General features: G+C 35.0%; 11 protein-coding genes. 7 read left to right on the forward strand and 4 right to left on the reverse strand.

Going from position 1 to position 13,456, the window contains the following annotated elements:
- The first annotated feature begins 159 nt into the window (after positions 1-159).
- Positions 160-1,473, forward strand: coding sequence for a hypothetical protein (locus tag GQ593_RS14085; RefSeq protein ID WP_160431990.1), 1,314 nt, complete (start codon positions 160-162; stop codon positions 1,471-1,473).
- A gap of 10 nt (positions 1,474-1,483) precedes the next feature.
- On the forward strand, positions 1,484-2,098 hold the full coding sequence (locus GQ593_RS10595) for a fused MFS/spermidine synthase (protein ID WP_160431991.1): 615 nt from the start codon (positions 1,484-1,486) through the stop codon (positions 2,096-2,098).
- A gap of 85 nt (positions 2,099-2,183) precedes the next feature.
- On the opposite strand, the gene GQ593_RS14280 is transcribed toward GQ593_RS10595, so the two are convergent.
- Positions 2,184-2,384, reverse strand: coding sequence for a 50S ribosomal protein L19 (locus tag GQ593_RS14280; RefSeq protein WP_160431992.1), 201 nt, complete (start codon positions 2,382-2,384; stop codon positions 2,184-2,186).
- A 339-nt stretch (positions 2,385-2,723) separates the two neighbouring features.
- Here GQ593_RS14280 and GQ593_RS10605 point away from each other — a divergent pair, with 339 nt between their 5' ends.
- Complete coding sequence (locus GQ593_RS10605; protein ID WP_160431993.1) at positions 2,724-3,905, forward strand: NAD(P)/FAD-dependent oxidoreductase; 1,182 nt, start codon at positions 2,724-2,726, stop codon at positions 3,903-3,905.
- Between the two features lie 8 nt (positions 3,906-3,913).
- Here the strand turns inward: GQ593_RS10605 and GQ593_RS10610 are convergent, their stop codons facing one another.
- Positions 3,914-5,350: a sigma-54 interaction domain-containing protein gene (locus GQ593_RS10610; protein WP_202115466.1), complete on the reverse strand. Its 1,437-nt coding sequence runs from the start codon at positions 5,348-5,350 to the stop codon at positions 3,914-3,916.
- A gap of 260 nt (positions 5,351-5,610) precedes the next feature.
- Between GQ593_RS10610 and lysA the strand changes: the two genes are divergently transcribed.
- From lysA to GQ593_RS10630, 4 genes are read left to right on the forward strand one after another with little or no spacing between them, the layout of a single operon-like run.
- Positions 5,611-7,008, forward strand: a complete 1,398-nt coding sequence (lysA, locus tag GQ593_RS10615; RefSeq protein WP_160431994.1) for a diaminopimelate decarboxylase — start codon at positions 5,611-5,613, stop codon at positions 7,006-7,008.
- A 53-nt stretch (positions 7,009-7,061) separates the two neighbouring features.
- The gene (locus tag GQ593_RS10620; RefSeq protein WP_160431995.1) at positions 7,062-8,471 is read left to right on the forward strand and encodes an APC family permease; all 1,410 of its coding nucleotides are present in this window, start codon (positions 7,062-7,064) and stop codon (positions 8,469-8,471) included.
- A gap of 22 nt (positions 8,472-8,493) precedes the next feature.
- On the forward strand, positions 8,494-9,600 hold the full coding sequence (locus GQ593_RS10625) for an alanine/ornithine racemase family PLP-dependent enzyme (RefSeq protein WP_160431996.1): 1,107 nt from the start codon (positions 8,494-8,496) through the stop codon (positions 9,598-9,600).
- A 54-nt stretch (positions 9,601-9,654) separates the two neighbouring features.
- On the forward strand, positions 9,655-11,055 hold the full coding sequence (locus GQ593_RS10630) for an amino acid permease (RefSeq protein ID WP_160431997.1): 1,401 nt from the start codon (positions 9,655-9,657) through the stop codon (positions 11,053-11,055).
- A 159-nt stretch (positions 11,056-11,214) separates the two neighbouring features.
- Here the strand turns inward: GQ593_RS10630 and GQ593_RS10635 are convergent, their stop codons facing one another.
- Positions 11,215-11,817 (reverse strand): MarC family protein, encoded by a 603-nt coding sequence (locus GQ593_RS10635; RefSeq protein WP_160431998.1) that lies wholly within the window; start codon positions 11,815-11,817, stop codon positions 11,215-11,217.
- 242 nt (positions 11,818-12,059) lie between these two features.
- Positions 12,060-13,456: group II intron reverse transcriptase/maturase (ltrA, locus tag GQ593_RS10640; protein ID WP_160431999.1), on the reverse strand; the 1,397-nt coding region annotated here is incomplete at its 5' end.

A 13,456-nucleotide genomic window follows, 5' to 3' on the forward strand; every position in this document is an offset into this window, starting at 1 on the left:
AGTTTTAGATGAACTCAATATAGTAATTATGTGGTAAAAAAATGAAAGATGTTAATGATGGTAATTTATTTTCAATTTTTGTAAATAAGTTTAATAAATAGTGTATGTTTAAATGAAAATTTTATGCTTAATTAAACAAAACTATTTTTTGCTGGTGGAGTGGTTTTAATTTTTGCTGGTTTTATTGATATATCAACTCCATTTATTCTTCAAAACATGAATCGACCAAAATATTTTTCTCAATATATAGGTATATGTTGTGTTTTGATATCTGTCGTTGCAGCTTTAAAGGCAATATTATTTCCAATTGTACACCATCTAGGTACGAAAATTGTCGCTGGAAAAGTAGGTGCATCTGTCTCTAAAGTCTATTTCTTTAATATTGTTGGCTCAACGCTCGGTAGTTTATTAATTGGGGGTATTTTTCTTGATTATATCTCTATTTCATCAATGTTTATTCTAATTGGTATCGCTTGTATTTTATTAGGCGCGTTGATGATAATGAAAAAATCGATGGTGTCTGTTGTCTCTGTTGTTATGCTTGGTAGCTGCTGCTTTTATTTAGTTGATAAACACACAGATTATATGTTTAGAAATGCGTTTGAACAAGGAATATCTATCGATTCTTATATTGAAAATCGCTACGGTGTAATTCATATTATCAATGATGATAGGGAGGGCAGGGAAAATATTATATTAGGTAATAAGATGTATGATGGGATATTAAATATCGATCCAGATATCGATATAAATGATCTAAATCGGCTTTACTTATTAGCGGCAATCCACCCAAATCCTAAAAAAGTATTGGTTATTGGCGTGAGTGGTGGAGCATGGACTCGCGCCTTATCAAGTTTTCCAACATTAGAAACCATTGATGCCATTGAAATCAATAAAGGTTATCTAAATGTTATTAAACAATATCCTGTTGTTTCACCAATATTAAACGATCCTAAAATCAATATTTACATTGATGACGGTCGACGTTGGCTTAAACGAAATAGTAATAAAAAATATGATTTAATCATTATGAATACCACTTATCATTGGCGTTCAGGCGTAACTAATCTATTATCGCAAGAGATGATGAAAATAATAAAAAATTCATTAAATCCTGATGGTATTTTGGCATTTAATAGTACTCGTTCACCTGATACATTAAAAACCGCCCAATCGGTATTTAACCATGCATATTGGGGGACACTTGGCTTTATTTATGCCTCTGATTCGATGATTAAACTTGATGAAGTTGTTGCTAAAGAGCGCCTCGATAAGTTAGTTTTAGATGGTAGACCATTGTTTAGCCAAGAATCTAAACAACTTGAAAATGGCGCTTACAAGAAAACATTAGCGACAAAACTATTAAGTTTAGATGAAGTTGAAAAAATTTATCATTTAGGGCGAGATACGGAAATCATTACCGATAGCAATATGATAACAGAATATAAATATGGACTTTTTGGAAAAAAATAAGGAACCTTTTATGTTAAGCAAAAAACAATTACTACTATTAAGTACTCTATTTTTTATTTCTGGCATGAGTGGTTTAACTTATCAAGTTGCTTGGCAACGGGCACTTTATTCGGCTTTTGGGTCCGATGTTGATTCTGTTGCAGTTATTGTATCAGCATTTATGTTAGGACTTGGTTTAGGAGCCCTCGGTGGCGGAAAAATTGTTGATAAATACCCGAACAAAGCGCTACAATTTTTTTGTTTTAGTGAATTTGGCATTGGATTATTTGGGCTAATTAGTTATCCGCTTATTTTATTTATCGGCGATATTTTTATCGTTTATAATTTGGCTGTTGTTGCAATTGTTAATTTTTTATTGGTGCTTGTTCCTACACTTTTGATGGGAGCAACGCTTCCAATTTTAATCACTTATATTGCACGATTTTGGAAAAATATTGGTCAAACAACAGGACATCTTTATGCTATCAATACTTATGGCGCAGCAATCGGGGCTGCTTTAACAGGATTCATACTATTTAACTATTTTGGTCTTAATATTGTAACAATATTTGCAGCCTTAGGTAATTTTATGGTCGCGATACTTGCTTATCTATTTTTTAATAAAGCAAAGATAGAAAAGAGTTGATAGAAAGATAAAATACTATAAAACCATTTAAAATGATAAATCGGCAATAATTTTCGCCGATTTATCAATATATTAATATTCATTTTTAAATCCAATGAGTTAATAAGTATCCTCGATACACCCCCCTTTTACCATTAAGTTCAAATAAGTAATAAAATTTACCTTGATGTATTTGTCCATGATGCTTCACCGTAATAGAATCAATAATAGGTGAGTTTGGAAAAACGTTCAGTACCAGTGCTTGAAATCTATAATAATAAACATTGAGCGACCGAGCCCCACGCAAGAATCACATAACCACATATTATAATTGAGCAAAAAGTAACATAAAAAGAAATGCTGACTAAATAAATATTACTTATAAGTCAATCTGTTAATAATTAACATTGGCTTCTTAATAAAGCTAATAGTGGTAAATATCACAATGATTTTTGTGCGTTTGGTAAGTTAAAAACAGATTGTGACAATTTTGGGCACTATTTTTGATATAAATTCTTTTCTTTTTTGTTAAAAAGTTTCAGGAAAGTAGGTGTTTTAGTATAAGAACTACGGTTTATTCCAACGACTATGAGTGACAATTATATACTGTTATAATTTGTTATCTTTTATTTTTAATCTATTAATAATGCAAACTAAAATTACAATTGTAGGTGCTGGCGCTGCTGGAATTTTTTGTGCGGGCTTACTCGGTCAAAAAGGGTATGATGTTACTGTGTTTGATAATGGTAAAAAGCTGGGACGTAAAATTTTAATGTCTGGTGGAGGTAAATGTAACTTTACTAACTTAACAGTTGAGTCGAGTAATTATATTTCTAGCAACCCGCATTTTTGCAAATCGGCTTTAAAACGATTTACCCAGTGGGATTTTATTCAATTAGTGAATCAATATAATATTGCCTATCATGAAAAAGAACATGGACAATTATTTTGCGATAATTCAGCGCAAGATATTGTGGATATGTTATTAAAAGAGTGTCAAAAAGGGCATGTTAAGTTTATGATGCAAACCCAAGTTGAAGATATTGATAGTGATGGACAAGGATTTAAGTTGCATACTTCTCGTGGCATGATTGATTGTGAAAATCTTATTATTGCAACTGGTGGTTTATCTATGCCGGCTCTAGGTATGACTTCAATTGGTTATAAAATTGCCGAAAAATTTGATATTCCAGTGGTGCCGGTAAGAGCAGGGCTAGTTCCATTTACATTGCATAAACCTTTACTGGATGTGTTATCAACCTTGTCAGGCATTGCAATTCCTGTTGAAGTTTCTAATAAAAGAATTAGTTTTAAAGAAAATCTATTATTTACTCATCGAGGGCTTTCAGGACCTGCTATTTTGCAGATATCGAGTTATTGGCAAGCAGGTGAGTCAATTACTATCAATTTATTACCCGATTTAACATTTGACTCATCGTTTAAACCATTATTAGCACAAAATCGTAATCAAACTATAAAAAATTGCTTAGCACAGATTTTACCGAAAAGGTTTATTGAAGTATTAATAAGACTGAATTTGATAAAGGACATAACAGTTAAGCAGCTAGATCTTAAACAACAGCAAGACTTGTATAATACATTAACACACTGGAGCATTACTCCAAATGGTACAGAAGGTTATCGTACTGCCGAGGTGACACTAGGGGGAGTAAGTACTGATGCGTTGTCATCCAAAACTATGGCTGTTAAAACATACCCGAACCTTTATTTTATTGGTGAGGTTGTTGATGTATCAGGCTGGTTAGGAGGCTATAATTTCCAATGGGCATGGAGCAGTGCATTTGCGTGTGCTCAAGCGTTTAATTGATGATTGCATTAATCATCAATGACACCCATGTGAATATTGTATTTTTTGACCTTATATTGTAGCGTTGTGCGCGAAATATTTAATTGTTTTGCGGCCGTGATAATTTTGCCATTGGCCTGATTTAATGCATCAATGATCAGTTGCCGTTCATAGTTCTCAACTTGTTCAGTTAAGTTGTTTTCATGAGTAGATTTATTGATAGGTGTTTTGTCAGGTTTATGTATCTTATCGTCTTGGAAAAATGAACTGTTAAGTTCAAAGAGCTCTTCATCAAGAGTAATATGCTGTAATTCACCTGATTTGTTTTGTAATACCATGCTTCTGACAATTGCATTTTCAAGCATACGCACATTACCCGGCCAAGGGGCAGTCATTAATTGTTGTAGAGCCTGTTGACTGATACCACTAATTACGACATTAACATCGTTTTTATGTTTATCAATAAAATAGCGTGCTAAAACGGGAATATCTTCTGTTCTGTCACGTAAAGCGGGAAGTTTTATTAAACCGACATTTAATCGATAAAATAGATCGCTTCTTATTTTTCCTGTTTTTAATAGTTCTGTTGGTGATTCATTCATGGCAGCAACAATACGAACATCAGAATGCATTTCTTTATTACCACCTAATTGCCAATAAGTTTTTTCTTGTAGAAATCGTAATAACTTACTTTGCATTTCAAGTGGCATCGCGTTTAATTCGTCAAGAAACAATGTACCGCCATTAGCGAGTTCTAAGTAACCTTGACGGTTTTCAGCACCTGTAAATGCACCCTTGACTGTGCCGAACAAAGTACTTTCAATCAGTGTAGTTGGTAATGCTCCACAGTTGAGAGATATGAAGGCTTTATTACGGCGTTGGCTTGTTTGGTGTATTAAACGAGCAAATAGCTCTTTACCTGTTCCAGTTTCGCCCACAATTAATACTGGAACATCATTGCGCCCTAACATATTGGTTTGGTCGATAACTTGCTGCATTTTTTCTGATACAAAAACAATATCGGGTAATGGCTGTTCTTTATTTTGGTATAATTTGCTGTTTAATTTCAAAACTTGATCTTGTAGGTGTCGAACTGCTGATAGGTTTCTGCCTATTTCAATAGCACCAATGATCTCTTTTTTATCATTATAAAGTGGAACGGTGGTATGCAAGTAATCAACCACTTTGCCAACATGGTTATAATAAGATTGGTAGTTGTCTTGATATTCTTTACCGAGTTGCAAGGCTTGCAACATCGTACTATCTTCCTTTTTTAAATTAGGATAAACCTCAAGCATTGGTTTGCCAATCGCTTGTTCTTTAGGGTAACCATCCAGTTCAGCACTTTCCTGATTATAATAAATATAATTGCCTTTTTTATCGATGATAGCTATCGGTTGATGAATTAAATCAAAAAAATGTTTAAATATTTCCAATGCTTGTAATAATTCAGGATCAATGGTCATGATATTAGTACCTTCAATATTTGGATTATTTGCTAAATTTAGCCAAATTTAATTTACATTCCTTTCAACCATCATATGAAAATGACAAATTTTTGTCATAAAAACATATTTTGCACTAAATGACTAAATCTTTACTTATGCTTTTTTTATTAACAAATTGATTATTTGTAATTTTAAAGTTGGCATGCTGATTGCACTATATGTGAGAAACCATTTTTTATTTTTTTGTACTTTTTATGTACTAATTAACTGGAGGTCATATGTCCGACGCAATTATGTCAAATTATAACAAATTACGCACAGATCTTGTAACTAAAGATCGCCGTTTCAGTGCCGAAAACGGTAAATTATGTTTAGATGGCGTTAATTTAGAAGAGTTAGCAAAAAAATATCCTACCCCTTTTTATGTGTTTTCTGAAAAGGAAATTGATCGTAATGTGCAAGAAATTAAAGATGCATTTAAGGCTCATACGAATACAAAAATTTTCTATGCTTCAAAAACTTGTTCTGTTATGGGCGTGCTAAAAGCGATTAAAGATGCGGGTATCTATGCTGAGGCGAATTCTATGTTTGAAGTACGCAAATGCTTAGAAATCGGCTTTAGCGGTAGTCAAATTGTGTTTAACGGCGTGGTAAAAAAACCGGTAGATTTAGAATTTGCTATCCAAAATGATCTGTATATCATCAATGTCGATAGTTTATATGAACTTGATATTATTGATGAAATATCAACACGTTTGAAAAAAGTAGCAAATGTTTGTGTGCGCGTTGAACCGAATGTCCCATCTGCGACTCATGCAGAGCTAGTAACGGCTTATCATGCTAAATCAGGTATCGATTTAGAACAAGCAGAAGAGACTTGCCGTCGAATTTTGGATATGCCTTATGTACATTTACGTGGTTTACATATGCATGTAGGGGATCAAGTACCTGAAGCAGAACCTTTTGCAAAAGCAACTAAAGTATTAGTTGATGAATCACGTCGTTTAGAAGAAGTACTTGGCATTAAATTTGATTTAATCAATGTTGGTGGTGGCATACCTGTTCCATATAAATATGACGAGGAAAATGGTAACCCATTGCAAGATAATATGTATGCAGGCATAACCGCACAAGACTTTGCTGATGCAGTGATTAGCGAAGTGCACAAATGGCGCACCGATGTTGAAATTTGTATTGAACCTGGTCGTAAAGTAACTGGTTCAGCGGGAGTGCTTGTAACTGAAGTTGCCTGTGAAAAACGTAAAACCAATTACGATTTAGACGGCAACATTGAAGAGCATGTTGAATGGAAATTTGTTGATGCAGGCTATAGTGTTTTGTCTGATAGTCAGCACTTTGATTGGTTTTTCTATGTTTATAATGCTTCAAAAATCAATGAAGCACATGACGAATACATTAAGCTAGCAGGACCTTTATGTGATGGTGGTGACTATTACCATGTTGGTGTGAAAGGTGAAGAGTTCTTAATGCCAAAAGACACTCAAGTTGGTGATATTGTTGCTTTCTTGGATGCCGGTGCTTACACCATTGAAAGCCAAACAGTCTATAATAATCGTCCTCGCACATCGGTTGTCATGATCGATAAAGACGGCAAAGATAGATTAATTCGTCGTGAAGATACTTACGAAGACATGGTTGGATACGATATATACTAATCATCAATTATCTGGGGCATTTTATGCTCCAGATATTATAATACGAGGTTATTATGAGTGATTCTAAAGATTCAAGTTTACTTGGTATCAAAGACATTGTGTTTATGAATGTCATTGCGATACTAAGTTTACGCCAAATTCCTAATGTTGCTCCATATGGGGCGTCAGCAATGGTGCTTTGGCTACTTGCAGCATTTTGTCTATTTTTCCCATTAGCGATGGTTTGTGGTGAGCTTTCAACTGGCTGGCCAAAAGATGGTGGGATTTTTGTTTGGGTTAAAGAAGCCTTTGGTAAACGCATTGGTTGGATTGTTGTGGTGTGTTTCCTATTCTCGTGTGTGCTGTTCTTCCCGTTAATGTTGCAATTCGGTTTTACTGCAATTGGGTACATGTTTAGTGCCGAGTTAGCTCAGAATCAAGTATTTATTGGTGTAGGATCTATGGTTGTATTCTGGATTTTGACACTGATGAATATCAAAGGGATGCAATGGACTAAAATTATTAATAGTGTTAGTGCATGGCTTGGTGTATTTATTCCTGCTGCTATTATTGTTGTCTTAGCTATTGTGTGGTTATTAATGGGGCACCCTATGGCAACAAGCTATAGTCATGCTAGTGATTGGCTTCCTGATCTAAGTAGTTGGGATACTATCGTATTTTTATCTAGTATGATGTTTGCATTTGCAGGTCTTGAAGTTGCACCAATGATTGCAGGGCGTACACGAGATCCACAACGCGACTTCCCTAAAGCGATGTTGGTTTCAGCGGTTGTAATTGTCGGTATTTATATGGTTGGTACATGGGCTATTAATACTTTATTACCGGCAGCTGATACTGATATTGTAGCGGGTGTTATGCAGGCAATGGAGGCAGCAGCCAAAGAGTTACATATGCCTTGGTTATTACCAATAATGGCAATTTGCTTATTTTTTGGTGCATTAGGACAAATCAACTCATGGTTAGTTGGTCCTATCTATATGCTACAAGAAGCATCAAAAGAAGATAATTTACTTGGCGAACGTATTGGTCGTTTACACCCAGTATACAAAACGCCGGCTTTTGCACTCATTATTCAAGCCATTATTGTAACTGTACTTTGTTTTTCAACCTTTGTATCACCGAGCATTGCAGCGGCATATTGGATGTTAACTGCATTAACGACAATTTGTTACTTTATTCCATATTTAGTGATGTTTATTGCATATTATCGTTTGCGTATTACTCAACCTGATGTACCGCGTAGCTTTAAAATTCCAGGTAAAGTAATGCCGGTTGTATTACCAGCACTTGGATTCTTATCTACTCTATTTGCAGTGATATTAGTGTTTATTCCTCCTGCCCAAATTGATATGGGGGGGTATGTTGAGTATATCGCTAAAATTGTTGGTGGTGCCGTGCTTGCTATTGGTTTAGCTGAATGGATCTATTACCGAGCACAAAAACGTAATCGTTTGCAGCAGTAATAATATATAGAGGAGTAAAAATATGTACAAGCCTATATTAGAAATTGATTTACGCAAATTAAAAAACAATGCTCGTGTTGAAAAAGATCTGTTAGCTAAACACGGCATTGAAGTTATGGCCGTTAATAAAGTCTTCGATGGCTGCGTTGAAACGGCCAAAGCCGTCCTTGACGGCGGTATTGATGTGATTGCGGAGTCAAGAACATATAATCTTAAGAAATTAAAAGATGCTTTAGGTTGTAAAACCTGCTTATTACGTAGCCCTTGTTTAAGCGAAATCAGTGATGTTGTTAAGTATGCAGATATTAGCTTAAATAGTGAAAAAGCAGTAATTCAAGCACTTTCTGATGAAGCGGTTAAACAACAAAAAGTTCATCAAGTTTTATTAATGGTCGATATGGGGGATTTACGCGAAGGGATTTGGTTTGAGCATATTGATGAAATTATAGATACGGTTAAACTAATTCTTTCTTTACCAGGTGTTGAGCTTTATGGGCTTGGCACTAATTTTAACTGCTATGGTACGGTGCTACCTACAGTTAAAAATGGAGTAGACTTTTTAGAAATAGCGCGTAAAGTAGAACAATCTTGTAATATTAAGATAAAATATTTATCGGCCGGTAATTGTACGAGTTACCACTTATTGGACAAAGGTATTTGGCCAGAGGGATTGAATCATTTGAGAATTGGTGGTTTACACGAGTTTGGTATTGAATATGTAGATATGAAATATCTTGACGAATTTCATCATTCAAATAAACCTGTTGATAAGGCATGTAGTAATATTTATAAATTATATGCGCAAATCATTGAACTCAATAGTAAACCGACAGTGCCTGTTGGTGAATTAGGTGTAGATGCTTTTTTAAATAGTAAAACCTTTGTTGATCATGGTATACGTAAACGAGCCTTGTTGGCTTTTGGTCGCCAAGATGTGCCAGCAGAAAGCTGTATACCTATCAATGATGATATTACTGTATTGGGTCAAACCAGTGATCATACGTTGGTCGACATTGAGGATGTTGCTCAAACTCTTCGGGTTGGCGATATGATTGGGTTTGAACTTGATTACACTGCCTTGCTAATGGCTTGTCAAACTAATGGTGTAGAAAAACGGTTTATTTATTAATTTATGTTAGCTGCTGGGTAACCAGCAGTTTTTATTAATTACTAGGCGGTTTATATGACAACATCTGAATCACAAGAAAGCCCTTATCCCAGTAGTAATTTAAAGAAAAACTTAAAAAATCGTCATTTGTTGATGATTTCATTAGGTGGATCAATTGGTACCGGATTATTTATTGGTATTGCCGCTCCACTGAGCACTGTTGGTCCATTAGGCACCATTATTGCTTATTTAATGGCCGGAAGCATAATGCTTTCAACTATGCTATGTTTAGGCGAACTTTCTTGTGCATTTCCTCATGCCGGTTCATTTCAACACTATGCATTGATGTTTATTCCAAATCCAATTTGGAGCTATACCATAGGCTGGCTGTATTGGCTAAGTTGGGTTTTGTCTATGGCTGCAGATTTAACTGCTGCTTCAATGATTGCCCACCAAGTTTTCCCTTCGATTCCTATTTATCTTTTTAGTTTGTTAATTCTAATTGTTATTACTTCAGTACATTTAACTTCTGTTCGTGCATTTGGTGAAAGTGAGTATTGGTTTTCAACCATTAAAGTACTGGCGATTATTGCTTTTATTGGGGTGGGAATTTATTTACTTTATCATCAATATACCCAAACTGATATCTTACCAACATTCAAAACCCAAAGTGGATGGTTTCCTAATGGCTTTTTAGCCATATTGGTGTGTATGACTATCGTGACTTACTCATTTCAAGGGGTTGAATTAATTGGTAATGCAGCTGGCGAAGCGCAATCCCCACAGTCGGTATTACCTAAAATTATTACTGGTGTGGCTTTTCGCATTATTCTATTTTATATCCTAGCTATTGCTGTATTAGCCCTCGTTTACCCGTATGGAACAGTGCATTCTGAAATTAGTCCATTTGTGTGGGTATTTAATAAAGCAGGAATTACATTTGCTTCGTATGCGATGCTTTTTGTGATCTTTTGTGCAGCGATATCAGCAACGAATTCAGCCATTTATGCCAGTTCAAGAATGCTGTGGTCTATGGCGCAAGATAACTTAGCTCCAAAATACTTTTCTCAAGTCAATCAACGAGGCGTACCAACAAAAGGCATATTATTTATTGCAGTTATTGCATTAGTCTCACTATTTTCGAAATATATTGCCGCTGAAAAATTATATATTTATTTAGTAGCAGGTACAGGACAAGTGGGCTGTTTTGCATGGATAATCATTGCTTGGTGTCAGTATCAATTTCGTAAGGGTGTAAATAGCGGCAAATATCCAAAAGAAATGATAAAATTTAAATCACCGCTATTTCCTTGGCTTGCTGGTGTTTCTATCATTGTTAATGTTGTGATTATTATTGGGGTTTGGTTTGGTGAGTCAGGTTATTTTATTTTACTTTCTGAAATAATATTAATTGCGATCATTCTAATATCTTATTTTTTCTATAAAAAACGAATTGTTTCAATAAGTCATAATTAATTGTATATTGTTTAATTATGTAATCACTAATTCAATGTTTATTATTGTTAGTGATTACATACTATTAAGAATTAATAAAACTTAACTTGATTTAGCGAAATACTATTTTTATATCTTAATATTGTTATTATTGTACTATCAAAAAACTAAAACTAATGTTTACTTTAAAAAAGCAGCTATACCTGTAAAAACAACTTGTGCAGCAATAGCTGATATTAGTAACCCAGTTAATTTTGATAATATCGCGATCCCTGTATTTTTTAGTACTTTTGCAATACTTTTAGCGCATAACAGCATAATATAAATACCTATTGAAGCGACGAATAATGAAATTGCGCCAATTAGATTTGATACAATACCAATTGAGCTAGTTCCCATAACAATGATAGTACCGATGGATGCTGGCCCCATGCACAGGGGAATAGCGAGAGGGACAACACTAATATCATCATCGCTACTAATTTTGTTTTTTTCTGGCGAATCGTTCATTAGCGACACCGCAGTGATAAATAATAATGCTCCCGAACCAATTCGAAATGCATCAAGGGTAAAACCAAAAACACTAAACATGGTATTGCCGAAAAAGAATAGAATGATACCGATGATAAATACCGCACATGATGTTTTTAGAGCTATTTTGCGCCTAAGTTGTTCATCATATTGTTTTGTGCCACTTAAAAATGCACTTAAAACCGCAGGCGGTGTCATTAATGCAAACAATTTTACTGTTGTAGACAAAATTGCAAAAATATAGTCAACCATTGCACCACCTTTTATACCATTAAAAAAATTGCTTTAATTTTGCCAACTATTATTGTTGGATTGAAATTATATTTTCCATATATAAAAACGGTCACCACAAAGGTGACCATCTTAATCTGATATTTTTATTGATAATCAATAAAAAGTCGGGTAGCAACGACACATTACTGTGTCGCCGCCCCCTAAGAACTGTACGAGCGAATTTCTCCGCATACAGCTCAAGCCTTTCTATTAACTTATTGCTAAGTCGGTTTCAATACGTCTAACTTCAGTGCATGAACTTTAGTATGACATACAGGATGTAATAAAACCCTGTTTTTCAGCTTATTATCCCCGCCATTTACACGGTATATGATATGGTGGTCATGCCAGCCCGTCTCTTTTGTGATAGGGAGATGACATAATCCACAACGCCCTTTTTGTTCCTTATACAACATTTGCCATTGTCTTCTGTGTGAATAGTTCTCATACATCCGTTTTTGGTATAATGTTTCACCGTATAATTCCCATTCAGGTAAAAATGGGTTGTACTCCGATTTTACCTTTATATGACGTTTAATTCCTGTCTTACTACAGAGCAGTAATTCAGTCCATATCTTTTCACCATGCCGATTCGTTGTATGTGTGCCAAATATCCAGTCCCTGCTTTGTATCTTTGTAAAGTATTTCGCTTTAACAAATCGTTTCCGCCTGTTACTGTGTCTTCGACAACACCATCGCCAAATCGCTTGCCAGACTAAATGGTCTACTTTACTAAACGTATCTTTGGCTACAATGCTACGATGATAGTTAGCCCATCCCCTTAACATTGGATTTAACTTTCCTATTAATATGTCTTGTTTAACCATCTTCATGGCACTTATTGTTTCTTTCACCTTGCGATAGAATGCTTTCACATTCTTTTTACTTGGTTTAATCAACAATTTGCCTTTAAATGATTTCACCGTCCAACCGAGAAAGTCAAAACCTTGTTCAATATGCACAATGTGTGTCTTTCTTTCTGAAAGCGTTAATCCTCTCTCTTTAAGAAATTCACGCACCAACGGTATTACTTCATTTATCAGTAGCTCTTTCGAACTTCCCGATATAATAAAGTCATCTGCATATCTTACCATGTGCGTTTTATTTTTGGCAAATTTTCTACTTCTTTTGTCACCAAATTCCTGTAACAACTCCGCTTCTAATCCATCTAACGCCATGTTTGCCAAAGTTGGTGATATTATTCCGCCCTGTGGCGTTCCCTCCACCGTTTGTTTGACCTGTCCCATATCTACAACCCCTGATTTTAACCACTTTGTTAATATCCGTTTATTTATCGGTATATTATTAATTAACCAATCATGGCTAATATGGTCAAAACAGCCCTGTATATCTGCATCTAGTACCCACTGTGCTGATTTCTTGTTCCTACTTCCACCAGTTGTGAATATTCGATGTATATGCTCTATTGCATCTGCCGTTGAACGGTTAATGCGAAAGCCATACGAGCTTTTATCCGCAGTTGTTTCTGCAACAGGCTGTAAAGCAAATAAATACAGCGCTTGCATTGCTCTATCTTTCATGGTCGGAATGCCTAAAGGGCGCTTCTTTCCGTCAGACTTGGGAATATAAACTCGCCTTAACGGCATGGGTTTATATC

Origin of the sequence: Gilliamella sp. Pas-s25 (assembly GCF_009795885.1) — a bacterium.
Lineage (GTDB): Bacteria > Pseudomonadota > Gammaproteobacteria > Enterobacterales > Orbaceae > Gilliamella.

Excerpts from the sequence above, each read along its gene's own strand:
- GQ593_RS10595 (WP_160431991.1), top strand. The coding sequence starts at position 1,484 with ATGTTAAGCAAAAAACAATTACTACTATTAAGTACTCTATTTTTTATT.
- GQ593_RS10605 (WP_160431993.1), top strand. The coding sequence starts at position 2,724 with ATGCAAACTAAAATTACAATTGTAGGTGCTGGCGCTGCTGGAATTTTT.
- GQ593_RS10610 (WP_202115466.1), bottom strand. The coding sequence starts at position 5,350 with ATGACCATTGATCCTGAATTATTACAAGCATTGGAAATATTTAAACAT.
- lysA (WP_160431994.1), top strand. The coding sequence starts at position 5,611 with ATGTCCGACGCAATTATGTCAAATTATAACAAATTACGCACAGATCTT.
- GQ593_RS10620 (WP_160431995.1), top strand. The coding sequence starts at position 7,062 with ATGAGTGATTCTAAAGATTCAAGTTTACTTGGTATCAAAGACATTGTG.
- GQ593_RS10625 (WP_160431996.1), top strand. The coding sequence starts at position 8,494 with ATGTACAAGCCTATATTAGAAATTGATTTACGCAAATTAAAAAACAAT.
- GQ593_RS10630 (WP_160431997.1), top strand. The coding sequence starts at position 9,655 with ATGACAACATCTGAATCACAAGAAAGCCCTTATCCCAGTAGTAATTTA.
- GQ593_RS10635 (WP_160431998.1), bottom strand. The coding sequence starts at position 11,817 with ATGGTTGACTATATTTTTGCAATTTTGTCTACAACAGTAAAATTGTTT.